The organism is Pseudomonas sp. 300, from assembly GCF_055803035.1.
Map to the genome: position 1 here is coordinate 545,814 of NZ_JAVLRV010000002.1, position 25,546 is coordinate 571,359.

Genomic DNA, 25,546 nt, shown 5'->3' on the forward strand with positions numbered 1-25,546 from the left:
GGGGAAGGGCATGGCAAAGACGATTGACGACAAACTGGTACTGGCGATTTCTTCGCGTGCGCTGTTCGACCTGAGCGAAAGCCACAAGGTTTATCTGTCGAGTGGCGTCGAAGCTTACCGGCAATATCAGATCGAACACGAAGACGAAATCCTCGAGCCCGGTGATGCCTTCCCGTTGGTGGAAAAACTCCTGAACCTGAACGCCAGCCTTGGCCGCGCCAGGGTCGAGGTGATTTTGGTGTCGCGCAACAGTGCCGACACCGGGCTGCGGGTGTTCAACTCGATTCACCATTACGGTCTCGCGATTTCGCGCGCGGCGTTTGTCGGCGGACGCAGTCCGTATCCGTACCTCAAGGCATTTGGTTGCGACCTGTTTCTGTCGACCCACGCCGAAGACGTGCGCAGTGCGCTGGAGGCCGGGTTTGCGGCGGCGACCATTCTGTCAGGCGGTGCCAGCCGTGCGGCCAGCGATGAATTGCGGATCGCCTTCGACGGTGACGCGGTGCTGTTTTCCGACGAGTCAGAGCGCGTTTATCAGGCGGGCGGCCTCGAAGCGTTCCAGGCCAGCGAGCGCGAAAGTGCCCGTGAGCCCTTGCGCGGTGGGCCGTTCAAAGGCTTCCTCGCGGCACTCAATCTGTTGCAGCGCGAGTTCCCGGAGGACGCCTGCCCGATCCGTACTGCGCTGGTTACCGCGCGTTCGGCGCCGGCTCATGAACGGGTGATCCGCACCTTGCGTGAGTGGGATATTCGTCTGGACGAGTCGCTGTTTCTGGGTGGCCTGACCAAATCGGCTTTCCTCGAAGCCTTTGCCGCTGATGTGTTTTTCGACGATCAGGCCGGCCATTGCGAGTTGGCCCGCGAGGTGGTCGCTACCGGCCACGTGCCCCATGGCATAAGCAACGAGCAAAAGGTTTAAGCCCGCCGTTCAACGCGTTACGCGGGACGTCGTACTCGCCAAGGCACTGCTAAGCTGAATCAATCTCCGCCATGTCGGCATTCAAGGAGGTCATATGATTCATTCGATGCTGTATGCCACTGACCTCGGCCTGTACGCCCCTTTGGTGATGCAGCATGCCTTGGCGCTGGCGCGCACATTCAATGCCGACTTGTATGTGGTGCATGCGGTTGAACCGATGGGGCTGTTTGCCGAGTCGGTGCTTCAAAGTTACCTCGATGAGCAGGCGTTGAACGAGTTTCACAGTCAGGGCCTCAACACGGTCATTGCCAATATCGAGCAGCGGGTGCTCGACAGCTTTCGTGAGGAGTTGGGGGGGGAGGGAGAGCAGGACCTGGAGCGGATCAAAGCGGTGCGGGTGCTTCAGGGCGATCCGTCGCAGGTGATTCTCGACCAGGCACAGAAACTCTCCGTGGATTTGTTGATCGTAGGTAGTCATAGCCATGGTACTGGCGCGGAAACGCCTTTGGGCCGGACCGCAGCGCGGGTGTTGCAGTTGGCTCGGGTCCCGGTCTATCTGGTGCCGCTGGTGGAACGCCGTCGCCAGGGGGATCGCTAGAACACGACTAGAACATGAATAGTGGCGTTTTGATAAAAAGTTCTAGATTTATTCTTCAAACCATTAATATAGTTATATACCGTCGCTGATGCCCGTGGCGTCTACCTGCTTTGAGGGATTCATATGAAGCTTCAACAACTGCGCTACATCTGGGAAGTGGCGCACCACGACCTCAACGTTTCCGCAACAGCCCAAAGCCTTTACACCTCGCAACCGGGTATCAGCAAGCAGATCCGTCTGCTGGAAGACGAATTGGGCGTCGAGGTTTTCGCTCGCAGCGGCAAGCACCTGACCCGCGTCACTCCGGCCGGCGAGCGCATCATCACCACCGCCGGCGAGATCCTGCGCAAGGTTGAAAGCATCAAGCAGATCGCCCAGGAATTCTCCAACGAGAAGAAAGGCACCCTGTCGATCGCTACCACGCACACCCAGGCGCGTTATGCGTTGCCGCCGGTGATCAGCAATTTCATCAAGCAATACCCCGACGTTGCGCTGCACATGCACCAGGGGTCGCCGATGCAGATCGCCGAAATGGCCGCTGACGGCACCGTCGATTTCGCCATCGCGACTGAAGCGCTGGAGCTGTTTGGTGATCTGGTGATGATGCCGTGCTACCGCTGGAACCGCTGCGTGGTCGTGCCTCAGGGCCACCCGCTGACCAAGTTGTCGAAGCTGACCCTCGAAGCGCTGGCCGAATACCCGATCGTGACCTACGTCTTCGGTTTCACCGGGCGTTCGAAACTCGACGAAGCCTTCAGCCATCGCGGCCTGACGCCGAAAGTGGTGTTCACCGCCGCCGACGCCGACGTGATCAAGACTTACGTTCGCTTGGGTCTGGGTGTGGGTATCGTGGCGAAAATGGCGGTCGACGCCAAACTCGACAGTGACCTGGTCATGCTCGATGCCGGCGATCTGTTCGAATCCAGCATCACTAAAATCGGTTTCCGTCGGGGTACGTTCCTGCGTGGCTTCATGTGCGACTTCATCGAGAAGTTCGCCCCGCACCTGACCCGCGAAGTCATGGCCAAAGCCATTCAGTGCCACAACAAGCAGGAACTGGAAGAGCTGTTCGACGGCGTCGAACTGCCCGTTCATTAATCTGCGGTTTACACCACCTCGGTAACAGAAAACTGTTGCCGAGCGCCCGCCACCAGAATCTCCACCTCGTCCCCTTCGAACTTGCCCAGCAGGCTTTTGCCCAGCGGTGAGCGAGGGGTGATGACGGTAATCCACTGCCCCACCAGATCGACCTTCAAACCTGCCGCGTCGGGCGCCAGGAACAGCCATTGCTCACGACCCTTTTCGTCTTCGAGACCGAGCAGTGCGCCGACCTCGATACCACGCTGGTCGTCATAAGGGCGCAAGGTCAGGTTTTGGCACAGCGTCAGCGACTGCCTGATTTCCTCCACCCGTTTCGCTTGTCCGGCCGCCAGGTAAGACGCCTCCAGGCCCAAGGTGTCGTACTTGTTTTCGGCGATGTTTTCTTCGTGGGTTGCGGTTTCGTAAGCGGTTTGCGCGGCACGCTCGGCGATGTCGAGATCGATCCGCAGTTTGTCGAGAATCAGTTGGTGAACGGTTTGCTTATTCATGATCAATCGCAGAACTGCAGGACGTTGGCGCGGCTTTTTTCGCTTGGCGCGGTCTGGTCCTGTTGCAGCCAGAACTGGCATTTCGGATTGGCCAGATTGCGGCGGGTGCTGCGAGCCTGATCCAGTCGTTGCTGCTGCTCGTTCTTGCGCAGGTTCTCTTCATACTGGTCGAACAGCGGGCTCTGCGGTGGAGTATCCGGCACCGGTTGTGCCACCACCGGTGGTTTGGCCAGTTGTTCTACCGCTTGCGCAACCGGCGCCAGTTGCTCGCTGAACAACAGGCGCGAGGCGAGCCAGCAAGTCAGTGCTATGGCGAGGAATCCCAGCCACAATCCAAGGGCAATGCTGCCGGTCAGTTGCAGGGCATTGAACTGGATCGGCAAGCGGCGGCGCGGGTTGGGACGGTAGGGCATGACTGCCTCCTGGCGGGTGGTCGCGGGCGAGTGGCGATTGTCGCATGAAGATTAATCGCCGTCGGCTCTTCTGCACGGGGTAATTTATGCGGACAATCGGCGCCTTTGCCAACGGGAGCCTGGGATGCCTGAACTGTCTCAAATGAAAAGCCGCTGGCGCTGGGATATTTTTTGCACCGTGGTCGATAACTTTGGCGACATCGGTGTGACCTGGCGCCTTGCCCGCCAATTGGTCGCCGAGCATGCGCTGGAGGTGCGTTTGTGGGTCGATGATTTGCGGGCCTTCGAGCGGATGTGCCCGGCCATCGATATCAGCCTTTCACAGCAGTGGCAGGAGGGTGTCGAGGTGCGTCAGTGGACGGCCGACTGGCAGCCGACTGATGCGGCTGATGTGGTAATCGCCGCGTTCGCCTGCCAGTTGCCGAGTGCGTACATGGAGGCCATGGCGACGCGGGAGAAGCCGCCGCTGTGGATAAACCTCGACTACCTGAGCGCTGAAGACTGGGTCGTTGGTTGCCACGGCTTGCCGTCGGTGAAATACAAAAACGTGCAGAAATTCTTTTTCTTTCCGGGGTTCCAAAAGGGCACGGGTGGTTTGCTGCGTGAAAGCGGATTGCTGGAACGGCGTCGGCAATTTCAGCAGGATCCCGAGGCTCAGCGCGCATTCCTGCAAGGTTTAGGGATTGATCGTGCGCAAGGTGCGCAGCTGATTTCGCTGTTTGCCTACGAAAATGCGGGTCTGGCCAGTTGGCTGGACGTGATGGCCGCCGATTCCGCGACCACGCATTTGCTGGTGCCGGAGGGGCGGATTCTTGGGGATGTCGAACGTTGGCTTGGTGTCGAGGGGTTGGCGGCCGGCGCGTTGCATGTGCGCGAGTCCTTGACCGTGCAGGTACTGCCGTTCGTCCGACAGGATCAGTACGATCACCTGCTTTGGTGCTGCGATTTCAATGCCGTGCGCGGCGAAGATTCGTTTGTCCGTGCGCAATGGGCAGGGCGGCCGCTGCTCTGGCACATCTATCGCCAGGACGAAGACATTCACCTGGACAAGCTCGAAGCCTTTCTCACGCTCTACACAAAAGGCCTGTCCGCGCCTGCCTGCGAGGCGATCAGCGGTCTTTGGCGGGCGTGGAATGCCGGGCATGATATGTCCGACCATTGGCCGGCGACCCGTAAACACTGGCCAGAACTGCAAAAACACGCCGAAGCGTGGTGTCTGGAACAGGCTTTGCAGGCTGATCTTGCCGCAGCGCTGGTACAGTTTTATGTAAATTGGATATGATACGCGGCCTAGATTTTTGTAAATCCCATCCAAATTCGGATATTCGCAATGAAAACTGGTAAAGAACTGAAACCCGGTACCGTGATCCGTCTCGAAAACGATCCTTGGCTGGTTCAGAAAGCTGAATTCACCAAGTCTGGTCGTAACAGCGCGATCATGAAGACCAAGCTGAAAAACCTGCTGACCGGCTACAAGACCGAGATCGTTTACAGCGCCGACGACAAACTGGACGACGTAATCCTCGACCGCAAAGAAGCGACCCTGTCCTTCATCAGCGGCGACACCTACACGTTCATGGACACCACCGACTACACCATGTACGAGCTGAACGCTGAAGACATCGAAGCCGTTCTGCCTTTCGTTGAAGAAGGCATGACCGATGTTTGCGAAGCGATCTTCTTCGAAGAGCGTCTGGTTTCGGTAGAACTGCCGACCACCATCGTGCGTCAGGTTGACTACACCGAAGGTTCCGCTCGCGGCGACACTTCCGGCAAGGTAATGAAGCCTGCCAAACTGAAGAACGGTACCGAGCTGTCGGTTGCTGACTTCATCGAAATCGGCGACATGATCGAGATCGATACCCGTGAAGGCGGTTCCTACAAAGGCCGTGCTAAATAAGCACCGCTTCAGGAATGAAAAAGCCCGACCATTGAGTCGGGCTTTTTTGTGTCTGCTGAAATGCAATTTCAAGAACAGCGGGAACCTTTGTGGGAGCGAGCCTGCTCGCGATGGCGGTTTCACATTCAACAGAGATGTTGACTGATCTACCCCTATCGCGAGCAGGCTCGCTCCCACATTTTTTACTGCGTTATTTCTTCAGGTGTTGCTTGAGTTCTTCAGACGCTTGCAGCATCGCCGAGCGCACCGCAGGCACCTGGCTCACCACGTTGAGCAAACCGTAATCGTGGATCATGCCGTTGTAGCGAACCGCCGTCACCGGCACACCGGCCTCATCCAGTTTGCGCGCATAGGCTTCACCCTCATCACGCAGCACATCAGCGCCGGCCGTCTGCACCAGCGCAGGCGGCAAGCCTTTGAGTTGGGCAGTGGTCGCCCGCAGTGGCGAAGCGTAGATCTCGTTACGTTGCTTGGCGTCGGTGGTGTAGTTGTCCCAGAACCACTTCATCATGTTCCTGGTGAGGAAGTGCCCCTCGGCAAACTGGTTGTAAGACGCCGTTTCAAAGTTTGCATCCGTCACCGGCCACAGCAGCAACTGGAATTTGATCGCCGGGGTGCCCTTGTCTTTGGCCATCAGCGCAACCACGGCCGCCATATTGCCGCCGACACTGTTGCCGGCCACGGCCAGACGCTTGCCGTCGACGTTGATTTCTTTACCGTGCTCAGCCACCCACTGGGTCGCGGCGTAAGCCTGGTTGATCGCCACCGGGTAATGCGCTTCCGGCGAAGGGGTGTAATTGACGAACACCGCCGCCGCGCCCGAACCCGTGACCAGGTCCCGAACCAAGCGTTCGTGGGTCGGGAAATCCCCCAGCACCCAGCCACCGCCGTGGAAGAACATGAACACCGGCAGCTCGCCTTTGACCCCGGCCGGCCGAACGATGGTCAGGCTGAGCGGTTGGCCATTGACTTGAATGGTCTTCTGGCTGACGTCCGCTTTTGGCAGCGTCAATTTCACCCCGGCTTGCGCGCCGACCAAAATGGCCCGGGCATCTTTCGGTGAAAGCTGTTCCATCGGTTTGCCGGTGCCGGCATTCAGAACATCGAGGAACGCCTGGGTGTTGTGCTCAACCCCGTCGCCCGCAAATGCACTGTGGATCGAAAGGGCGAGAAAGGTGCCGGTCAAGACTTTGCTGTAAGTGTTCATGTTCGTTACCTGTTCGGACTTGGGGTCGCTGGTTAGACAGTCACGTGCAGGCGCACTTCGACGTTGCCACGGGTGGCGTTGGAGTACGGGCACACCTGGTGGGCAGCGTCGACCAGCGTTTGCGCATCGGCTTGTTCAAGGCCCGGCAGGCTGATGTGCAGGTCGATGTCCAGACCGAAGCCGCCAGGAATCTGGCCGATGCCGACATGGGCGGTGATCGATGCGTCATTCGGGATGCTGCGTTTGGTCTGGCTGGCGACGAATTTCAGCGCGCCGATGAAGCAGGCCGAGTAACCGGCAGCAAACAGCTGTTCAGGGTTGGTGGCAGCACCGCCAGCACCACCGAGTTCTTTCGGGGTAGCGAGTTTGACGTCGAGGATGTTGTCGCTGGAAACCGCACGACCGTCACGGCCGCCAGTGGAGGTTGCGATTGCGGTGTAGAGAGTTTGCATGATGGAGGCCTCGTTCTGGTTTGGTTGTTCGGCGCTAAATGTTTGCGCGCTAAGTAAGTGCGAAATGAATTTATCGCGCAAATATTTAGCGCGCAAGATAAATTTTGAAAAAAGTTTTGCTTCCGAAGTGGTCACTGGTTGGATGTGTTGCGTTAGAGCGGTCGCGGCAGGTTTTTCCGTTGGAAAAATATTATGAAGGAAGAAACGAGGTCGGCAGGGGCACCACAAAGCAAATGTGGGAGCGAGATCGGCAAGCCGATCTCGCTCCCACAGGGGATTTATGATGGATTGAGGATTACAGGCTGTCTTGCAGATTGCTGCGCAGCACTTGCAGCTCCGCTTGCAGTTTTTGCAACCGCTCAAGCGTCATCCCGCTGGCGCCGAGGATGCACTGGGGCACGCCCCGCGCCTTGTCCCGCAATGCGCGGCCCTGTTCAGTCAGCTCGACAATCACCACTCGCTCGTCCTCGCGGCTGCGAGTGCGGCTGAGCAAGCCTTCGACTTCCAGACGCTTGAGCAGCGGTGTCAGTGAGCCGGGATCGGTCAGCAATCGCGCGCTGATTTCGCCTACGGTCAAACCGTCCCGTTCCCACAACACCATCATCGCCAGGTACTGCGGATAGGTCAGGCCCAACGCCTGCAGCAGCGGCTTGTAGACCTTGGTCATCAGCAGCGAGGTGGAATGCAGGGCGAAGCAGGCCTGATTGTCCAGCAGCAGGGCGTCGCAGTTATCGGATGTGTTGCGCTCGGTGTTCATTTCGAAGCCTTGATCAGTGATCGTCATAAATCTAGCGGGCGAATCTTTAATGCGCCAGACAATTCTGGACTAGTGCCGGTCCAGGTTGGTTTGCAGCGCCAGATCCCATGGCGGGACAGGGCTGAAGCGGACTTTCAGGTATTCCAGCAATAAACGACTCCTCGGGTTGGGTTGCTGCTCCAGACGCAATGCATAGATGCCGGTGGTTTCCGGCGGTGGCAGGCCGTGTTCGCAGAACAGCGGCAACAGTTCGCCGCGCAACAGGTATTCGCTGGTCAGCCAGGTCGGCAAGTGCGCGATACCGAGTCCGGCCAGCGTGCCGCACAGCAGCGCCTCGGCATTGTTGGCGCTCAGGCGGATGCGTCCGGGACGATGCAAATGCATTTCTGCATTGCGCTCGAATCGCCACGCAAACGGTGGCGCCAGGCCGTCCCAGTCGAGGCCATCGTGGCCGCTCAATTGCGCGGGATCGGTCGGTACGCCACGGCGTTGCAGATACGCGGGGCTGGCGCAGGCGATGCGCACCATGCTTGCCAGTGGCGTGGCCACCAAGCGGGTGTCGGCCATTTGCCCGGCGCGCAGCACCAGATCGACTTTGCCCAGGTTCAAACCCTGCATGTCGACAAAACTGTCGATCAAGTGCAGTTGCACGTCGAGGCCGGGGTAGAGCATCAGAAAATCCGCGATCACTGGCGCCAGATGCCGCCGGCCGAACGCAGCGGGCGCGTCGATCCGGATCAGCCCTTCCGGTGCGCTGCTCAGGGACACTGCCTCGGCCCGGGCCAATTGCAGTTCAGCCACGATCCGCCGCGCTCGCTCGGCAAACGCCACGCCGGCCGGGGTCGCGCGGACGGCGTGGGTACTGCGAATAAACAACTGGCTGCCGACGGCGCTTTCCAGGCTGTCGATGCGCCGCGCCACAGCCGAAGGGGTCAGTGGATGACGGCGCGAGGCGGCTGAAAAACTGCCGGTTTCCAATACGTCGAGGAACAGGCCGAGTTGTTCGGTCAATTGATTGGGGTTCATGAATTCGTCAGCGCTTATGCGAAGTTGGCACAGCCATTGTGCGTTGCTGTGCGTTTCCCTGCCAGCGCCGACTGCGTAGGATGAATGGCCTGAGATAAAAGGAAATCGGCCGTGATCGAGTTTTTGATGTACTTGGTATTTGGCGCAGCCCTGGGAACCCTCGGCGGCCTGTTTGGTATTGGTGGGGGCCTGATCGCCATTCCATTGCTCGGCGTGTTGTTCGGTCTTGATCAGCAAATTGCCCAGGGCACCGCACTGGTGATGGTTGTGCCGAACGTGATGCTGGCGCTATGGCGTTATCACCAGCGCAATAAAATCGAAATGCGTCACGCGCTGCCACTGGCCTCGATGGGTTTTTGCTTTGCCTGGCTCGGTTCGATCTGGGCGGTGGGTATTGATGCGCAAACCATGCGCGTCGGATTTGTCGCGTTCCTGATCGCGCTTTCGGCCTACAACCTGTTGCGAATGTTCTACGCCAGTGCGCCGGCCAGTTCGCAGATGAATTACTCATGGCCATGGCTGGGCGTACTCGGCGCGACGTCCGGGACCATGGGCGGATTGTTCGGCGTGGGTGGGGCGGTGGTGGCAACACCGGTGCTGACCAGTCTGTTCGGCACCAGCCAGGTGGTGGCCCAAGGGTTGTCGCTGGCACTGGCATTGCCCAGCACAGGCGTCACGCTGGTTACCTATGCCGTGCATCATCAAGTGAACTGGATGATCGGCCTGCCGTTGGCCGTGGGTGGACTGCTGAGCATCAGCTGGGGCGTGAAGATCGCTCATGCCATGCCGGAGCGCCTCCTGCGCGGATTGTTCTGCGGCTTCCTGGTGCTGTGTGCGGTGATGCTTGCGTTTAAAGTTTGAAGCCTTCGACGATGTGTTCGGCCAGGCATTCGGTAATCGGTGACGGATTGTGCAGGTTGCGCACCAGCATGATGCTGGCCTCGGGCAGCACGGGCAGGTCTTCGGCCTCACCGAGAATGCGCATGTCCGGGGTGATCAGGCTTTCCAGTTGTGCGGTGACGGCAAGTCCGGCGCTGACCACCGCCATGATCGCCGACAGGCTCGAGCTGTTGTAGGCCACGCGATAATCGCGGCCCATCGCATCCAGCGCATTGCAGGCCCACAGCCTGCAGAAACAATCACTGTTGAACATCGCCAGCGGTAACGGCGTCTGCTCGTGGGCGCTGAAGCATTGTGCCTCGGCCCAGACAAAACGCTCCTTGCGCAGCAACTGGCCGATCTCGTTGCCCGGCTCGCGGGTGACGATGGACAAGTCGAGATCCTGGCGCAGCAGCAATTGTTTTGATGATTCGCAGTGCACCTCGATCTGGATCAGCGGGTAAGACTGCGCGAATCGCCGCAGAATCCCCGGCAGAAAACGCATCACGTAATCGTCCGGCGTGCCGATCCGCACCATGCCCACCATGTGCGGTTCACGCAGGGTGTTGAACACCTCGCTGTGCAATTTCAGGATGCGTCGGGCATAACCCAGCAGCACCTGGCCTTCAGCGGTCAGCCGCACCTGGCGGCCGTCGCGCTGGAACAGTTGGCGTTGCAACACGTCCTCTTCCAGCCGCTTCATTTGCATGCTGACGGCGGACTGCGTGCGGTTGACCAATTCCCCTGCGCGGGTAAAACCGCCCTGATCGGCGATGGCAACAAAAGTGCGCAGCACTTCGGTGTCGATACTTGGGAAGGCGGACATTCATCAATCTCCGAGATGTGTTGCATCAGAAACATTCGTTGGATTGATCTTAGCTCCGGCGCGACACTTGAGCCATCCCAAACGGAGGGCAACAAGATGAAAGGTCAAAAAGGTTATGTCGAGGTAGAGAAACATTCCATCCACGTCGTCTCGGATTTGCTGCACAAGATCACGCGCTGGTACGAATTGCACCGTGAACGTGAGTTGTTGGCGGGCATGAGCGACGAAGCATTGAAGGACATCGGGCTCAGTCGTGCGGATGTCGAGCACGAAGCCATCCGCCCATTCTGGGATGACCCGATGCACAAATGAGTAACCCACAACTACACAAACCGTCTCCCGGTGAGGTAGGTTGCGAGCAGACAAGGAGATGCTCATGCCCGCAACGCTGTCCTTTTCCATCAAACAGGCTCGACGCCTGGCGCTGGCCGCCCAAGGGTTCAACGGGCGCCAGCCGCCGGCGACGATCAAAGCGGCCCAGCTCAATCGGTTGATCGAGCGGCTGGGCATTCTGCAGATCGATTCGGTCAATGCGTTGGTGCGTTCGCACTACCTTCCCTTGTTTTCCCGCCTCGGCAATTACTCATCCAATTTGCTCGACCAGGCTGCCTGGAGTTCGGGCCGTCGACGTACGCTGTTCGAATATTGGGGCCATGAAGCCTCGTTGCTGCCCCTGTCGATGTACCCGTTGATGCGCTGGCGCATGCAACGCGCGAGTCGTGGCGAAGATATCTATCAGCAACTGGCGCGTTTCGGGCGAGAGCAACAGGACACTGTTCGGCGGGTGCTGGCCTCGGTCGAGGCGCTCGGTGCGCTGGGTGCCGGGAGTCTGTCGACCCGTCAGGAGCGGGCCGGGCCGTGGTGGGACTGGAGCGCGGAAAAGCATGCGCTGGAATGGTTGTTCGCCGCCGGAGAAGTGACCGTGGCCGGGCGGCGTGGTTTCGAGCGGCTCTATGATTTGCCGGAGCGGGTGATTCCTGCGGCAATTCTGCAGCAGCCGTTGCTCTCGGAGGACGAGGCCCAGCGCGGGCTGCTGCTGCATGCCGCGAATGCTTTGGGGGTGGCGACGGAAAAGGACTTGCGCGATTACTTTCGTCTCAGTCCTGGTGATGCACGTCCGCGCCTGGCGGAGTTGGTGGAGGCAGGGGAACTGCTGACCTGTGAAGTGGAGGGTTGGCGGCAATCGGCCTTTTGCCTGCCAGCGCCGAAAGTGCCGCGCAGAGTCGAGGCCAGTGCTTTGCTTTCGCCGTTTGATTCGCTGGTCTGGGAGCGCAGTCGCACCGAGCGTTTGTTTGATTTTCGCTATCGGTTGGAGATTTATACGCCGCCGGACAAGCGGGTCTACGGCTATTACGTGTTGCCGTTTTTACACAACGAGCGGATTGCCGCACGGGTGGATTTGCGCGCGGAACGGGCGTTGGGGCGGCTCGCAATACATGCCGTGCATGAGGAAGAGCCGGGGCTGGACGAGGAGGGGATGCTGGCGTTAGCGGTCAATTTGCGGCGGATGGCGGATTGGTTGGGGTTGGAGCAGGTTCAGTTGAATTGCCCGCGGGCGAGTGCGGTGCGGTTGCGGGTGGCATTGGCACAGATAGATGGGTGACTAATCTGGGCTAATCGCCAGCAGGCTGGCTCCCACAATGGATCTGTGTCGTACACAAAATCATGTGGGAGCTAGCCTGCTAGCGATAGCGGTACATCAGGCGATCAAAAACTACCGTCGAACCTGCTTCAAAGTTTCAGCAATCAAAAACGCCAACTCCAGCGACTGATCCGCATTCATCCGCGGATCACAATGGGTGTGATACCGGTCCGACAACCCATCCTCGGTAATCGGCCGCGCACCACCAATGCACTCGGTGACATTCTGCCCGGTCATCTCGATATGGATGCCGCCGGCATAGGTGCCTTCCGCTTCGTGCACCTGGAAAAACTGCTTCACCTCGCCAAGAATCTGCGCAAAGTCGCGGGTCTTGTAGCCGCTGCTGGCCTTGATGGTGTTGCCGTGCATCGGGTCGGAACTCCAGAGCACTTGCTTGCCTTCACGCTGTACCGCGCGGATCAGCGCCGGCAAGTGATCGCCGACCTTGTTCGCGCCCATCCGCGCGATCAGGTTCAAACGGCCTGGATCGTTGTCCGGGTTGAGCACGTCGATCAGGCGGATCAGGTCGTCCGGGTTCATGCTCGGACCCACTTTGACCCCGATCGGGTTGTTCACCCCGCGCAGGAATTCGACGTGAGCGCCGTCGAGCTGTCGGGTGCGGTCGCCGATCCACAGCATGTGCGCCGAGCAATCGTAGTAATCGTTGGTCAGGCTGTCGCGACGCACGAAGGCTTCTTCGTAGTTCAGCAGCAGCGCTTCGTGGGCGGTGAAGAAACTGGTTTCGCGCAATTGCGGCGAAGTGTCCATGCCGCAGGCGCGCATGAATGCCAGTGTTTCATCGATGCGGTCGGCGAGGTGGCTGTATTTTTCCGCCAGGGCCGAGTTGGCGATGAAGTCCAGGTTCCACTTGTGCACCTGATGCAGGTCGGCAAAACCGCCCTGGGCGAAGGCGCGCAACAGGTTCAGGGTCGCGGTGGATTGGTGATAGGACTGCAGCAGGCGTTCCGGGTCAGGTACACGGCTTTTTTCGTCGAAACCGATACCGTTGACGATGTCGCCACGGTAGGCGGGCAGGGTCACGCCGTCGATGGTTTCGTCGTTGGCCGAACGCGGTTTGGCGAACTGCCCGGCCATGCGCCCGACCTTGACCACCGGGCAACCGGCAGCGAAGGTCATGACGATCGCCATCTGCAGCAGCACTTTGAAGGTGTCGCGGATTTTCGCGGCGGAGAACTCGGCGAAGCTTTCGGCGCAGTCGCCGCCCTGCAACAGAAACGCGCGGCCCTGGGTCACTTCGGCGAACTGACGGCGCAACTCCCGGGCTTCACCGGCAAACACCAGCGGCGGATAGCTCGCCAGGGTTTGCTCGACGTGCAGCAAATGCGCCGCGTCGGGATAAACAGGTTGTTGCTGGATCGGCAAGGCGCGCCAGCTGTCAGGGCTCCAGGGTTGGCTCATCACGGTCTCGGTTGTTTTACGCTCGGGCGTTCATGTTATCAGCAATTAGTGCGTGACCTGTTCCCGTCGCTTCGCGGACAATCGCGCTTTTGCCGCCCGATGTTGCGGTGTACTGCGTTGCCGGGCCCGGTGACGATCTGGAGACGAAATGACTGAGGAGCGCGTCGAGCATCTGCTCGCCGAGGTACAGGACGAGTTCGGCGTGATTCGCGTGCTGGAAGTGGCCGATTACCGTTTTCTCGAGTTCGGTGATGCCATCGAGCAGAGTTGCGTGTTCACCGCCGACCCTAGCTGGCTCGAATACGATTACACCCGTGCCATGCTGATCGGTGCGTTGTGCCATGAACAACCGGAAAGCGCACTGTTCCTCGGCCTCGGCGCTGGCACGCTGACTCAGGCGTGCCTGAAGTTCTTGCCGCTGGAAGATGTCGAAGCCATTGAGCTGCGGCCTGACGTTCCGCGCCTGGCCATCGAATTCCTGGGGCTGGATGATGATCCGCGACTGTACATCCGCGTCGGCGATGCGCTGGAACTGCTCGATACCGCCGAGCCGGCCGACCTGATTTTCGTCGACCTTTACACCGATGTCGGGCCAGGTGTCGGGCATCTGGCCTGGAATTTTCTGGAAAACTGTCAGAAACGCCTGAATCCGGGTGGTTGGCTGGTGATCAATCAATGGGCTACCGATGATGGCAAGCCGTTGGGTGCGGCGTTGTTGCGCGGGCTCTATCACCGGCATTACTGGGAGCTGCCGGTGAAGGAGGGCAATGTGATTCTGCTCGTGCCGTCGGAACTGGATCAGGAGCTGGACATGCACGGGTTGGTGGCGCGGGCCGAAGGGCTGGCGCCGCGGTTGGGGTACTCGTTGCAGTCGTTGATCAAGGCGATCCGCCCGGCGACTTGATTTGTCGTCTATATGGGCCTCATCACGGGCAAGCCCGCTCCCACAGGTGTTGTGAATATCCACGATCACTGTGGGAGCGGGCTTGCCCGCGATGAGGCTCTCGCAACCAAAACATCCTTCAAAACCCTTTGAACACGCCGGGCCGCTTCTCCAACATCGACCGCACGCCTTCCTGCGCATCCTCACTCGCCAGCAACTTCTTCACCAATGGCGGCAACGCCAGCGCCGCCGCTGTTTCTCCTTCATAACGCGCCTGCCGCGCCGACATCAGCGTCGCCTGCACCCCCAGCGGCGCCTGCCGGGCAATCCGCTCCGCCAATTCAATCGCCCGCGGCAGCAAGTCTTCGCTGGCCATGACTTCCTGCACCAGGCCCAGATGCAACGCGTCATGCGCATCGAATTCATCCCCGGTCAGCAACCAGCGCATCGCATTGCCCCAACCGGCGACCTGATGCAAGCGCAAGGTGGCGCCGCCGAACGGGAAGATCCCGCGCTGCACTTCTTTCTGGGCAAACCGGGTGTTGCTGGCGCAAAGGTTGATGTCGGCGGCCAACATCAGCTCGATGCCGATGGTCAGGCAATAACCTTGTGCGGCGACGATCACCGGTTTGCTGACTCGCGGCCCCGCAAACACGCCCCACGGATCGCAACCGCCGGGCGGCGCCTGCCAGCCCTCGGCCAGGGCTGAGCTGGCGCTGACCAGATCAAGCCCGGCGGTAAAATGCTCGCCATGACCGAACACCACCGCCACCCGCGCTTCGCTGTCGGCCTCGAACTCGCCATAGGCCAGGCTGAGGGCGTTGAGCAGGTCGAGATCGAAGGCGTTGCGCTTGGCCACCCGATCGAGGCCGATCAACAGGACATGGCCGTGCCGTTCGCAGGTCACACGGCTGGTAACGGGTTGATTCATCGAACAATTCCTCGGGTGGGAAGGGATTGTGAGGCCGTAGGTATGCTTCACAACGGTGAACCGTTTTAGCGCCATCGCCAGCAGGGCCGGGCCTTTGAAAAATAGACGCTTGCGCGATTATCCGCAAAGCCTGTGACATAACGGTGTATGCGTCGGTTTTCCGACAAATAATGCTCCCTTTTTGGGCGAATTCCGGTATAGTGCGCGCCGGCCTTTAACCGGGCCGCGTTTAGGTAGCGCAATTCCCCGAAGTCAGCTTCGGCTGCACGTCCGCACAGCGGACTCTCCCTTGACGAATCTTTTTCATTCATTCGTTTTCGCAAATCCCCGCCGACAAAGCAGCCAGGGCGACTCTTGAGTCTTACACGGCATGCGCAGCTTTGGAGCATGGGTCTTTGCGGATGCACTTAGAGGCAGACCCATGACCCAGGAAACCGGCGGCTTCGCCGCTTTTAATCTTAATCCGAATATTCTTGCAGCCGTCATCGCGACTGGCTACGAAGAGCCTTCGGCTATTCAGCAGCAATCGATCCCGATCATCATGGCCGGCCAGGACATGATTGGTCAGGCGCAAACCGGTACGGGTAAAACCGCTGCGTTCGCCCTGCCTATCCTGCATTGCATCGATCCTGCCAAGCGCGAGCCGCAAGCCCTGATCCTGGCGCCAACCCGTGAGTTGGCGCTGCAAGTAGCAACCGCTTTCGAAACCTACGCCAAGCAAATGCCGGGCGTTACCGTTGTGGCCGTTTACGGCGGCGCGCCTATGGGCCCACAACTGAAAGCAATCCGTAACGGCGCACAGATCGTTGTCGCCACCCCGGGCCGTCTGTGCGACCACCTGCGTCGCGACGAAAAAGTCCTGTCGACCGTGAACCACCTGGTTCTCGACGAAGCTGACGAAATGCTCAAGCTGGGCTTCATGGACGACCTGGAAGTCATCTTCAAGGCTCTGCCAGCGACCCGTCAGACCGTACTGTTCTCGGCCACCCTGCCACAGTCGATCCGTGCCATTGCCGAACGCCATCTGCGCGATCCGCAACACGTGAAGATCCAGACCAAGACTCAGACCGTTACCGCGATCGAACAGGCTCACCTGTTGGTTCACGCTGACCAGAAGACCTCGGCTGTATTGAGCCTGCTGGAAGTCGAAGACTTCGACGCCCTGATCATGTTCGTGCGCACCAAGCAAGCGACCCTGGACCTGGCCAGCGCCCTGGAAGCCAAAGGCTACAAAGCCGCTGCGCTGAACGGTGACATTGCCCAGAACCAGCGTGAGCGCGTGATCGACTCCCTCAAGGATGGCCGTCTGGACATCGTTGTGGCGACCGACGTTGCTGCTCGTGGCCTGGACGTTCCGCGCATCACTCACGTGTTCAACGTTGACATGCCGTACGATCCGGAATCCTACGTTCACCGTATCGGTCGTACCGGCCGTGCCGGTCGCGAAGGTCGTGCACTGCTGCTGGTGACTCCGCGTGAGCGCCGCATGCTGCAAGTGATCGAGCGTGTAACCGGTCAGAAAGTTGCCGAAGTCCGCCTGCCGGACGCTCAGGCTGTTCTCGATGCCCGCATCAAGAAACTGACCAACAGCCTGTCGCCACTGGTGGCGGATGCCGAATCGACTCACGGTGATCTGCTGGATCGCCTGACTGCCGACATCGGTTGCACTCCACGTGCACTGGCCGCTGCTCTGTTGCGCAAAGCCACCAACGCTCAGGCGTTGACCCTGGCCGCGATCGAGAAAGAACGTCCACTGGTGCCGAACAACGCACCGCGTGGCGATCGTCCAGAGCGTACCGGTGATCGTCCGGACCGTGGTGATCGTGAGCGTCGCGCTCCGGTTCCATTGGCTGAAGGTCGTGCTCGTTGCCGTACCGCGCTGGGTGCACGTGATGGTATCGCTGCGAAAAACCTGCTGGGCGCCATCCTCAACGAAGGTGGCTTGGCTCGCGAAGCAATCGGTCGCATCCAGGTGCGTGACAGCTTCAGCCTCGTCGAGCTGCCGGAAGATGGTCTGGAGCGTCTGCTGACCAAGCTGAAGGACACTCGCGTTGCCGGTAAGCAGTTGAAGCTGCGTCGCTATCGCGAAGATTGATCCGCTCCCGGGCTGATTGATCGAACATAAAAAATCCCCGACTGGTTCGGGGATTTTTTTTTGCCTGCGATTTGTATTGTAGGAGCGGGATTATTCCGTGGTCGGGCCGCCGCCGGCCGTCACCACTTGCACGCTCATACGCGGCATCGCCAGGTCGAGCCCGGCTTCGTCCAGGTGTCGTTTCAGGGACAGGTTGAACGCACGGGACACTTCCCATTGTTTGATCGGCGCCGTCTTGAAGCGGGCCCGCAGAATTGCATTGCCTGACTCGAAACTCTCGACCCCTTGAATCTCCAGCGGAGACCAGATATTGCGCCGTTGCAGCGGATCGTTGCGCATCTTCTGGCCGACGTCGCGCATCAGTTTGATCGCGTTGTCGATGTCCATATTGGAGGGGATCGCCACGCGGAAGATCGCGTAGCCGAATTCCCGGGAGTAGTTCTTGATGCTTTTGATTTCGCTGAACGGGATGGTGTGGACGATGCCGTCGATATCCCGCAGGCGCACGGTGCGAATGGTCAGGCCTTCGACGGTGCCGAGGTGGCCGCCGACATCCACGTAGTCGTCGATGGCCAGGGAGTCTTCGATGATGATGAACAGCCCGGTGATCAGGTCGGCGACCAGCGACTGTGCGCCGAAACCGATGGCCAGACCGATCACGCCGGCACCGGCCAGCAGCGGCGTGACGTTCATGCCCATGTTCGCCAGGGCGACGATCAGCGCGATGATGAAAATCGCCACGAACAGCACGTTGCGGATCAGCGGCATCATCGTTTGCGCGCGGGCATTGGCCAGGCCTTTGCGCGAGCGGGTGAGCGCGTGGTGCACCGCGGTGTCGCTGAGAATCCAGATCAGCCAGGCAAAAATCAGTGTGCCCCCGAGGCTGAACAGTTTGACGCTGACTTCATGGCCTTCGCCTTCGGTGAACGCAATCAGCGACATGCCCCAGACGCGCAGGCCGAGTTCGATGAACGCCAGCCACACTAGCAAGTGGGCGAGGGTGTAAAAGAAGCTTTTCAGGCGTTCGGAGTACAGTGCATGGCGCTTCACCCCGCGTTGCGGTTTCAGCGCATGCCGGCGCACCAACCCGTGGATGACCATGCACAACACCAGCAGCACGGTGCAGATCAGCGACTGGCGCAGCGCGGTGCTGGTGTCGCCGGCCGAGACAAAGGTGGCGAACAGCGAAATGGCCACCAGCACCAGCGCCGGCACGAACCAGAAGGTCCCGAGAATTTCGATCGTGTCGCTGAGTGCGCGGCGGGTCAGGCGCCGTGACAGCGGTTGGTTGCGGATCAAGTGCGCGATGGGGCGGCGGAACCGCAGGATGAACAGTCCAGTGGACAGTGCGGCCAGCACGTTGGCGATGGTGGCGGCAGTGTGCGCCAAATGGCTGCCGAGGCTGGCAACCAGTCGCGGGTCGCTCAAGGCTTCGCCGAACGCGGCAAAACTGCCGATCAGCCACAGCGGTCGAAAGGCCTGATGCCGCAGGATGTATAAAGCGCGGTGGCGGTGCGGCCCATCGAGCAAGGAAAAGGCGATTACGCAGATCGCCGAAAAACACGTGCCGACCACCAGTGCATAGGCCAGCACCATCGCCAGGCTTTTGCCCAGTGACGAGGGTAGGGCATAACTCATGTAGACCGTGATGACCAAGGCAATCAGCCAGGGGCCGAGTTTGCGCAAGGCAAAACGCAGCATGTCGAGGGCCTTGGGGTGTTGCGGCAATTCCTCGGTCAGGCCGAAGCGCATCCGCACCCGATGGCCGAGCCAGATCAGCGCGGCGGCCAGCAGGCTCCAGACCATCAGGATCATGGCGAAGGCAAAAATGATCGGCAGCCATTCATTGGCCGGCAACGCCAGGGCTGTCAGTTCATCCTTGGCCTGGTTGAATTCTTCCGACCAGTGCGTGAGCGGGCTGTCAGCGCCGGAAAACTGCTTTTCGAAATTGGCCAGCGTGCCGCCAATCAGGCCTAGCACGCCTTCTTCTTTGGCCGGTTGGGCTTTTTTGGTGGCGTCGCGCAGCTTCTTCAGGTCGGCCAGCAATTTGCTGCGTTGCTGATCGTTCTCCAGCGATTTGATGACTTCGTCGAGGGATTGCCCGAGGGGTTCTTGCGCTTCAGGCTGGGCTTTCGCCGAGCTGTTGAGCAGGCTCGGAAGACCGGCGGCCTGGGCAGGCGTGATCGGCAGCAGCGTCATGAGGCAGACGAGGAAAAGGCAAGGCAGGGCATAAAGACGAGCGAACACTAGGCGGTCAACCTTGAAAGGAGCAGATCGACCGAGTGTACGAGCCCGCCAAAATCAATGCGAGCCAGGGGTGAGGATTTATTCGTTGAGTTTGGCGAGGATCTTGAAGACGACGGTGGCGAGGATGGTCAGCATGCCGATCCACATCGCGAACACGCCGGCATTCTTGTCACGGAAATTGAAGCCGATGGCCAGCAGGATCATCCCGGCAAGAATCGGGATCAGCATGGCGTGAAATGAAGACATTGAGATCATGAGCGACTGCCTTGTCGAAAGGGATAATTCAAGTTTAGGTGGCTTTAGCATTTGTAGGAGCCGGCTTGCTGCGGGCGGCGTTCCGGCGATGGCGATCTCAAGGATGCCATCGCCGGCAAGCCGGGCTCCTGCAAGGTTTACGGCAATTCCTGGCAGGCGTAGAACGCGCTCAGCACTTTGACCAGGTGTGCCAGGTCATGGCTGCCGCACAGCTCGCGGATCGAGTGCATGGCGAACGTCGGCAGGCCGATGTCCACCGTGCGCACGCCCAAGTGGCTGGCGGTGATCGGGCCGATGGTCGAGCCGCAGCCCATGTCGCTGCGGACCACGAAGCTCTGCACCGGCACTTCTTCGGCCATGCACAGGTGGCGGAAGAACCCGGCGGTTTCGCTGTTGGTGGCGTATCGCTGGTTGCTGTTGACCTTGATGACCGGTCCGGCGTTGAGTTTCGGGCCGTGGTTGGCGTCGTGTTTGTCGGCGTAGTTAGGGTGCACGCCGTGGGCATTGTCGGCCGAGACCAGCAGGGATTTCTGAATGGTCCGTACGAATTCGTCACCTTCGGGCAACAAGCGACGCAGCGTCTGCTCCAGCATCGGGCCGTCAGCGCCGCACGCCGAGCAGGAGCCAACTTCCTCGTGGTCATTGGCGACCAGGACGCAGGTTTCGTCGGTTTCAGTCGTGAGCAAGGCTTGCAGGCCGGCATAGCAGGACAGCAGGTTGTCGAGGCGCGCGCCGGCAATGAAGTCGCCATGCAGGCCGATGACCGCTGCGCTTTGGGTGTCGTAGAAGCTCAGCTCGTAATCGAGTACCACGTCGGCGTTCAGGCCGTGCTCGAGAGCCAGTTGATTGGTGAGCACGGCGCGGAAGTCCACGCGCTCGTCACCGGCGAATTGCGCGAGGATCGGCGGCAGTTCGGTCTGGGCGTTGATCGCCCAACCCATATTGGCTTCACGATTGAGGTGAATGGCCAGGTTCGGAATGATTGCGATCGGCGTCTTGAAGTCGATCAGTTGGCTCTCGACCTTGCCGTCACGGCGGAAGGTCACGCGACCGGCCAGGGACAGGTCACGGTCGAACCAGGGCGCCAGCAGCGCGCCGCCATAGACTTCGACGCCCAGCTGCCAGAAACCCTGGCGTTGCAGTTCCGGCTGGGGTTTGACCCGCAGGCACGGGCTGTCGGTGTGGGCGCCGACCAGGCGAATGCCGCCGTGCAGCGGTGAATGACGGCCCATCTTGATCGCGACGATCGAAGAGTCGTTGCGGGTTACGTAGTAGCGGCCGTTAGCTTCGGTGGTCCAGGGCTCGCGTTCGTCGAGACGCTGATAGCCCGCCGCTTCCAGGCGCTGAACAAGGCTGGCAGTGGCATGGAACGGGGTAGGGGAGGCCTTGAGGAAGTCGATCAGGCCTTGGTTCAACTCTTCGCGCATAAGTAGCTCCAGACAGCAATGGCGCAAGTTTACCGTATTGGTCGCAGAATTGGCGGCGAGCTGATGGTGTTGCGTCTGCGTGTGATCCCTGTGGGAGCAGGCTTGCCCGCGAAAGCTGACTCAAGTTCAACAAAGATGTTGCCTGTGCCGCCGCCTTCGCGGGCAAGCCCGCTCCCACAGGTTGGAGTGTTTCGTCTAGAACGGTGCCGGGCACTCGAAACGCAAGCGTTCACCGGTTTGTGGGTGGGTGAAACTCAGCATGCTCGCGTGCAGGCACAGGCGTGGCCAGGCGGCCAGCGCTTGCTCGTGGGCGTAGAGCCCGTCACCCAGCAGCGGGTGGCCGATGGAGAGCATGTGCACGCGCAACTGATGGGAGCGGCCGGTGATTGGCGTCAGTTCAACGCGGCACCAGTCGCCGCACCGTTCCAGCACACGCCAGAAGGTCAGGGCATTTTTGCCGAACTCGTGGTCTACCACATGGCGCGGCTTGGTCGGCGGGTCATAGCGCAGGGGCAGGTCGATGCTGCCGCTGTCCAGTTCCGGTTGGCCCCAGCACAGTGCGGTGTAAGCCTTTTCCGTTTCACGATCGTGAAATTGCCGGGACAACTCGCGATGCGTGTCCGGGTCTCGGGCCAACAAAATGATGCCGGAGGTTTCCCAGTCCAGACGATGGACGATGCGGGCTTCCGGGTAGCCGTTTTCCTGCAAGCGGGTAATCAGGCAATCCTTGTTGTCATCGGCCCGTCCAGGGACGGAAAGCAGCAAGGTAGGCTTGTTCACCACCAGTACGGCGGCGTCCTGATGGATGATGTGGATGTTGGACAGCGGCATTAAAACAGCCTCGTAACAAACGCCAACGGCGACTCGATCACTTGAATACCCCTTTTTGCAGGAACCGGCTTGCTGGCGATGCAGGCAGCGCGGTGTAACTGATACACCGCGTTGATGCTATCGCCAGCAAGCCGGCTCCCACACAAGGGTTCGAGTGATCGAGCCGCCGTGGCTCCAGCCGGATCGACTCAGCGATCTGGCAGGGTGATATTGAGTTCCAGAATCGAGCAGCTACCCTGGTTTTCCAGGGCGACATGCACGTCATCGGACCCGATATTGACGTACTTGCGGATCACCTCTACCAGCTCTTTCTGCAAGGCTGGCAAGTAATCCGGCGTACTGCGTTGGCCGCGTTCATGCGCCACGATAATCTGTAGACGCTCTTTCGCTACCGAGGCGGTACTTGGCTTCTTGTTAGCACGAAAGAAGTCAAAAATGTTCATTACCGGCCTCCAAACAGACGCTCAAAGAATCCTTTCTTCGTCACATCGAGAAACCGATGCTCCACGGTTTTGCCCAGAAGGCGATCGACGGCATCGCTGTACGCCTGACCGGCGTCGCTCTGATCGTCGAGAATCACCGGCACGCCGGAGTTGGACGCCTTGAGTACCGCTTGGGACTCCGGAATCACACCCAGCAGGGTCACAGCGAGAATTTCCTTGACGTCTTCGACGCCGAGCATCTCGCCATCGCTGACGCGTTGCGGGTTGTAGCGGGTCAGCAGCAAGTGTTCCTTGATCGGCTCTTCGCCGTTTTCGGCGCGACGCGACTTGCTGGCCAGCAGGCCCAGCATGCGGTCCGAGTCACGTACCGAGGAGACTTCCGGGTTGGTCACGACGATCGCTTCATCGGCGAAGTACATGGCCAGGTGCGCACCTTTCTCGATGCCGGCCGGGGAGTCGCAGACCACGAATTCGAAGTCTTCCTTCAACGCCATCAGGACTTTTTCCACGCCTTCGACGGTCAGCGCGTCTTTGTCGCGGGTCTGACTGGCGGCCAGTACGTAGAGGTTTTCCAGGCGCTTGTCTTTGATCAGGGCCTGTTGCAGGTTGGCTTCGCCGTTCACTACGTTGACGAAGTCATACACGACGCGACGTTCGCAGCCCATGATCAGGTCGAGGTTACGCAAACCGACGTCGAAGTCGACGATAACTGTTTTGTGACCGCGCAGTGCGAGGCCGGTACCAATAGCGGCACTGGTGGTGGTCTTACCCACACCACCCTTGCCGGATGTAACCACGAGAATCTTGGCCAAGGTGTTTCACCCCTAAGGAAAAAGGACATTTAGCCCCTGAAAAACATCTCTAGAAAAACTACTGCAGTCGGACAGCCGTGGCTGGAATCCGGTCCTGAACCGCGCTTACCACGGGTAAACACTGCTTTTGGCCTTTTTCCTACTTCGTTTGAGCCGTTTTCGCTACGTTTTAGAGATGCTTGGAAAATGCGGCAGTATCCGTTAAAGCCGAATGATGTTCAACACATCGCCCGACAGGCTGACCTGTACGCCCGCGCCCCACAGAGGGTCGCGACGCAGATCTTCCGAAACCTTGTAGTGGCCTGCGATGGAAACCAGTTCAGCGCTCATTTGCTGACAGAAAATCCTGGCTTTCGTGTCGCCTTTGACCCCGGCCAACACTCGACCGCGCATCGGTCCGTATACATGGATGTTGCCGTCGGCGAGAAGTTCCGCGCCCGGGCTGACCGAGGAGATCACGATGAGGTCGCAACCCTGGGCATAAATCTGCTGGCCGCCGCGTACGGGCGAGGTGATGATTTTCGTCGGTTTGATCGTGGGTTCCGGCGGTTTTTCCGGTTTCTTCGCAACGATGCCTTCAAGCGGGTCCAGCGGTCGCTCGCGTGCGCCGGACGGCGGCAGCACCGGCAGGTCGACCGCGATGGCCGCGGCGATGTCTTCGATACGGCTGGCACGGATCGCCAGGGTGCGCAGGCCATGCTGGCGACAGACGCGCATCAGGCCTGGCAGATCGACCGCGCCTTCGCTGGCCGGGAGCTTGTCCAGAGCCAGTACCAGCGGCGCGTTGCTGAAGAAGCCAGGCGCCTGGGCGACCTTGGCGGCCAGTTGCCGATCAAGGCTTTCGAGGTCATTGCGGGCCAGCTCCAGCACGGTAATGGCGAGCATGCTGCCCTTCAACTGGAACACGGGATCCTGGTCTTGCGGTTCGATTTGGCTCATGGTCGGCATACAACGGCTTGTCACTAAAAGTGCCGAGACTTATAACGAGAACGCTCGCGAGCCGCAAGCCGGGTCGAACGATGTAGAATGCGCGGCCATTGTCTTTCCGGAACCTTTAATGGATCGCCCGCGTTTTCAAAAAGCATTTCTGATGCCGCGTTTCTGGCCGCTGTGGTGCGGCTTGGGGCTGTTGTGGCTGATTGTTCAATTGCCATACCCGGCGTTGCTGTTTATCGGACGCGGCCTTGGTGCATTGATGTATCGAGCGGCCGGCGACCGACGGCGCATTGCCCGGCGCAATCTGGAGCTGTGTTTCCCCGAAAAATCCCCCGCCGAGCGCAAACGCCTGCTCAAGGAAAACTTTGCCTCCACCGGCATCGCGTTCTTTGAAATGGCCATGAGCTGGTGGTGGTCCCGGGAGCGCCTGGCGAAACTGGCTCACGTCGAAGGGCTGGAGCATCTGAAGAAAGCGCAGCGCGAAGGCAAAGGCGTGATTTTGATGGCCGTGCATTTCACCACACTGGAAATCGGCGCGGCATTGCTCGGTCAGCAGCACACCATCGACGGCATGTACCGCGAGCACAAGAACCCGCTGTTCGATTACATCCAGCGCAATGGCCGCGAACGACACAACCTCGACTCGCTGGCGGTGGAGCGTGAAGACGTGCGCGGCATGCTCAAACTGCTGCGAGCCGGCCGGGCGATCTGGTACGCACCGGATCAGGACTACGGCGCCAAGCAAAGCATCTTCGTGCCGCTGTTCGGGATTCAGGCCGCGACCGTCACGGCCACCAGCAAGTTTGCGCGGCTGGGCAAAGCGCTGGTGGTGCCGTTCACGCAAGAACGTCTGGCGGACGGCAGCGGTTATCGACTGGTGATTCACGCGCCGCTCGAGGGTTTTCCCGGCGAAAGTGAAGAGGCCGATTGCCTGCGGATCAACCAATGGATCGAAGGCGTGCTGCGCGATTGCCCGGAGCAGTACCTTTGGGCCCATCGCCGCTTCAAGAGCCGTCCACCGGGCGAACCCAAGCTGTACGCCAAACGCGGTTGAACCACTGA

General features: G+C 59.8%; 27 protein-coding genes. 11 read left to right on the top strand and 16 right to left on the bottom strand.

All coding sequences use genetic code 11. The annotated features are described in order from the left end of the window. The first annotated feature begins 10 nt into the window (after positions 1-10). The 3 genes from Q7W83_RS08715 (at position 11) to cysB (ending at position 2,612) form a co-directional block, all read left to right on the top strand. Complete coding sequence (locus tag Q7W83_RS08715; protein ID WP_150631057.1) at positions 11-916, top strand: 5'-nucleotidase; 906 nt, start codon at positions 11-13, stop codon at positions 914-916. Between the two features lie 94 nt (positions 917-1,010). Then, the gene (locus Q7W83_RS08720; protein ID WP_150631058.1) at positions 1,011-1,514 is read left to right on the top strand and encodes a universal stress protein; all 504 of its coding nucleotides are present in this window, start codon (positions 1,011-1,013) and stop codon (positions 1,512-1,514) included. A 123-nt stretch (positions 1,515-1,637) separates the two neighbouring features. Continuing rightward, positions 1,638-2,612, top strand: coding sequence for an HTH-type transcriptional regulator CysB (gene cysB, locus Q7W83_RS08725; RefSeq protein ID WP_150631059.1), 975 nt, complete (start codon positions 1,638-1,640; stop codon positions 2,610-2,612). An 8-nt stretch (positions 2,613-2,620) separates the two neighbouring features. On the opposite strand, the gene Q7W83_RS08730 is transcribed toward cysB, so the two are convergent. Continuing rightward, positions 2,621-3,103, bottom strand: a complete 483-nt coding sequence (locus Q7W83_RS08730) for a GreA/GreB family elongation factor (RefSeq protein ID WP_150631060.1) — start codon at positions 3,101-3,103, stop codon at positions 2,621-2,623. 2 nt (positions 3,104-3,105) lie between these two features. Then, a complete protein-coding gene (locus tag Q7W83_RS08735) occupies positions 3,106-3,516 on the bottom strand; it encodes a hypothetical protein (RefSeq protein WP_150631061.1) in 411 nt (136 codons plus the stop codon). 124 nt (positions 3,517-3,640) lie between these two features. On the opposite strand from Q7W83_RS08735, the gene earP reads away from it, so the two are divergent. Further along, positions 3,641-4,798, top strand: a complete 1,158-nt coding sequence (earP, locus tag Q7W83_RS08740) for an elongation factor P maturation arginine rhamnosyltransferase EarP (protein ID WP_150631062.1) — start codon at positions 3,641-3,643, stop codon at positions 4,796-4,798. Between the two features lie 48 nt (positions 4,799-4,846). After that, on the top strand, positions 4,847-5,416 hold the full coding sequence (locus Q7W83_RS08745) for an elongation factor P (RefSeq protein WP_007943632.1): 570 nt from the start codon (positions 4,847-4,849) through the stop codon (positions 5,414-5,416). A gap of 190 nt (positions 5,417-5,606) precedes the next feature. Here Q7W83_RS08745 and Q7W83_RS08750 read toward each other — a convergent pair whose 3' ends face one another. The 4 genes from Q7W83_RS08750 to Q7W83_RS08765 form a co-directional block, all read right to left on the bottom strand. Further along, a complete protein-coding gene (locus Q7W83_RS08750; RefSeq protein ID WP_473655898.1) occupies positions 5,607-6,623 on the bottom strand; it encodes an alpha/beta hydrolase in 1,017 nt (338 codons plus the stop codon). 32 nt (positions 6,624-6,655) lie between these two features. After that, entirely contained in the window at positions 6,656-7,075 is a 420-nt protein-coding gene (locus Q7W83_RS08755) for an organic hydroperoxide resistance protein (RefSeq protein WP_150631064.1), read from the bottom strand. 295 nt (positions 7,076-7,370) lie between these two features. After that, positions 7,371-7,832, bottom strand: coding sequence for a MarR family winged helix-turn-helix transcriptional regulator (locus Q7W83_RS08760; protein WP_150631145.1), 462 nt, complete (start codon positions 7,830-7,832; stop codon positions 7,371-7,373). Between the two features lie 69 nt (positions 7,833-7,901). Beyond that, the gene (locus tag Q7W83_RS08765) at positions 7,902-8,858 is read right to left on the bottom strand and encodes a LysR family transcriptional regulator (RefSeq protein WP_150631065.1); all 957 of its coding nucleotides are present in this window, start codon (positions 8,856-8,858) and stop codon (positions 7,902-7,904) included. Between the two features lie 111 nt (positions 8,859-8,969). On the opposite strand from Q7W83_RS08765, the gene Q7W83_RS08770 reads away from it, so the two are divergent. Continuing rightward, entirely contained in the window at positions 8,970-9,719 is a 750-nt protein-coding gene (locus Q7W83_RS08770) for a sulfite exporter TauE/SafE family protein (RefSeq protein WP_473655899.1), read from the top strand. Here the strand turns inward: Q7W83_RS08770 and Q7W83_RS08775 are convergent. Beyond that, positions 9,709-10,563, bottom strand: coding sequence for a LysR substrate-binding domain-containing protein (locus tag Q7W83_RS08775; RefSeq protein ID WP_150631067.1), 855 nt, complete (start codon positions 10,561-10,563; stop codon positions 9,709-9,711). The genes Q7W83_RS08770 and Q7W83_RS08775 overlap by 11 nt on opposite strands. Positions 10,564-10,659: 96 nt before the next feature. On the opposite strand from Q7W83_RS08775, the gene Q7W83_RS08780 reads away from it, so the two are divergent. Next, positions 10,660-10,875 carry a DUF1127 domain-containing protein gene (locus Q7W83_RS08780; RefSeq protein WP_150631068.1) on the top strand — a complete coding sequence of 72 codons (216 nt, stop codon included), beginning with the start codon at positions 10,660-10,662 and terminating at the stop codon, positions 10,873-10,875. Between the two features lie 64 nt (positions 10,876-10,939). Further along, positions 10,940-12,166 (top strand): winged helix-turn-helix domain-containing protein, encoded by a 1,227-nt coding sequence (locus Q7W83_RS08785; protein ID WP_150631069.1) that lies wholly within the window; start codon positions 10,940-10,942, stop codon positions 12,164-12,166. A gap of 111 nt (positions 12,167-12,277) precedes the next feature. On the opposite strand, the gene Q7W83_RS08790 is transcribed toward Q7W83_RS08785, so the two are convergent. Then, positions 12,278-13,624: a class II 3-deoxy-7-phosphoheptulonate synthase gene (locus tag Q7W83_RS08790; RefSeq protein WP_150631070.1), complete on the bottom strand. Its 1,347-nt coding sequence runs from the start codon at positions 13,622-13,624 to the stop codon at positions 12,278-12,280. A gap of 148 nt (positions 13,625-13,772) precedes the next feature. Between Q7W83_RS08790 and Q7W83_RS08795 the strand changes: the two genes are divergently transcribed. Continuing rightward, positions 13,773-14,528 (top strand): spermidine synthase, encoded by a 756-nt coding sequence (locus Q7W83_RS08795; RefSeq protein WP_150631071.1) that lies wholly within the window; start codon positions 13,773-13,775, stop codon positions 14,526-14,528. A gap of 118 nt (positions 14,529-14,646) precedes the next feature. Here Q7W83_RS08795 and Q7W83_RS08800 read toward each other — a convergent pair whose 3' ends face one another. Beyond that, a complete protein-coding gene (locus Q7W83_RS08800) occupies positions 14,647-15,438 on the bottom strand; it encodes a crotonase/enoyl-CoA hydratase family protein (RefSeq protein ID WP_150631072.1) in 792 nt (263 codons plus the stop codon). Positions 15,439-15,859: 421 nt separating this feature from the next. Between Q7W83_RS08800 and Q7W83_RS08805 the strand changes: the two genes are divergently transcribed. Next, positions 15,860-17,533 carry a DEAD/DEAH box helicase gene (locus Q7W83_RS08805; RefSeq protein WP_150631073.1) on the top strand — a complete coding sequence of 558 codons (1,674 nt, stop codon included), beginning with the start codon at positions 15,860-15,862 and terminating at the stop codon, positions 17,531-17,533. 90 nt (positions 17,534-17,623) lie between these two features. Here Q7W83_RS08805 and Q7W83_RS08810 read toward each other — a convergent pair whose 3' ends face one another. The 7 genes from Q7W83_RS08810 to minC all read right to left on the bottom strand — a co-directional run bounded on the left by Q7W83_RS08810 (position 17,624) and on the right by minC (position 24,487). Further along, complete coding sequence (locus Q7W83_RS08810) at positions 17,624-19,780, bottom strand: mechanosensitive ion channel family protein (RefSeq protein WP_150631074.1); 2,157 nt, start codon at positions 19,778-19,780, stop codon at positions 17,624-17,626. 78 nt (positions 19,781-19,858) lie between these two features. Next, the gene (locus tag Q7W83_RS08815) at positions 19,859-20,026 is read right to left on the bottom strand and encodes a hypothetical protein (protein WP_162130712.1); all 168 of its coding nucleotides are present in this window, start codon (positions 20,024-20,026) and stop codon (positions 19,859-19,861) included. 146 nt (positions 20,027-20,172) lie between these two features. Next, on the bottom strand, positions 20,173-21,462 hold the full coding sequence (locus Q7W83_RS08820) for a M18 family aminopeptidase (RefSeq protein ID WP_150631075.1): 1,290 nt from the start codon (positions 21,460-21,462) through the stop codon (positions 20,173-20,175). Between the two features lie 195 nt (positions 21,463-21,657). Then, positions 21,658-22,293, bottom strand: a complete 636-nt coding sequence (locus tag Q7W83_RS08825) for an RluA family pseudouridine synthase (protein WP_150631076.1) — start codon at positions 22,291-22,293, stop codon at positions 21,658-21,660. 188 nt (positions 22,294-22,481) lie between these two features. Further along, a complete protein-coding gene (gene minE / locus Q7W83_RS08830) occupies positions 22,482-22,736 on the bottom strand; it encodes a cell division topological specificity factor MinE (protein ID WP_007944431.1) in 255 nt (84 codons plus the stop codon). Beyond that, on the bottom strand, positions 22,736-23,548 hold the full coding sequence (minD, locus tag Q7W83_RS08835; RefSeq protein WP_150631077.1) for a septum site-determining protein MinD: 813 nt from the start codon (positions 23,546-23,548) through the stop codon (positions 22,736-22,738). The genes minE and minD overlap by 1 nt, the downstream gene beginning before the upstream one ends. Positions 23,549-23,749: 201 nt before the next feature. Continuing rightward, positions 23,750-24,487 (bottom strand): septum site-determining protein MinC, encoded by a 738-nt coding sequence (gene minC, locus Q7W83_RS08840; RefSeq protein WP_150638753.1) that lies wholly within the window; start codon positions 24,485-24,487, stop codon positions 23,750-23,752. A 118-nt stretch (positions 24,488-24,605) separates the two neighbouring features. On the opposite strand from minC, the gene Q7W83_RS08845 reads away from it, so the two are divergent. Beyond that, positions 24,606-25,538, top strand: a complete 933-nt coding sequence (locus Q7W83_RS08845; RefSeq protein ID WP_150638752.1) for a lipid A biosynthesis lauroyl acyltransferase — start codon at positions 24,606-24,608, stop codon at positions 25,536-25,538. Positions 25,539-25,546 lie beyond the last annotated feature (8 nt).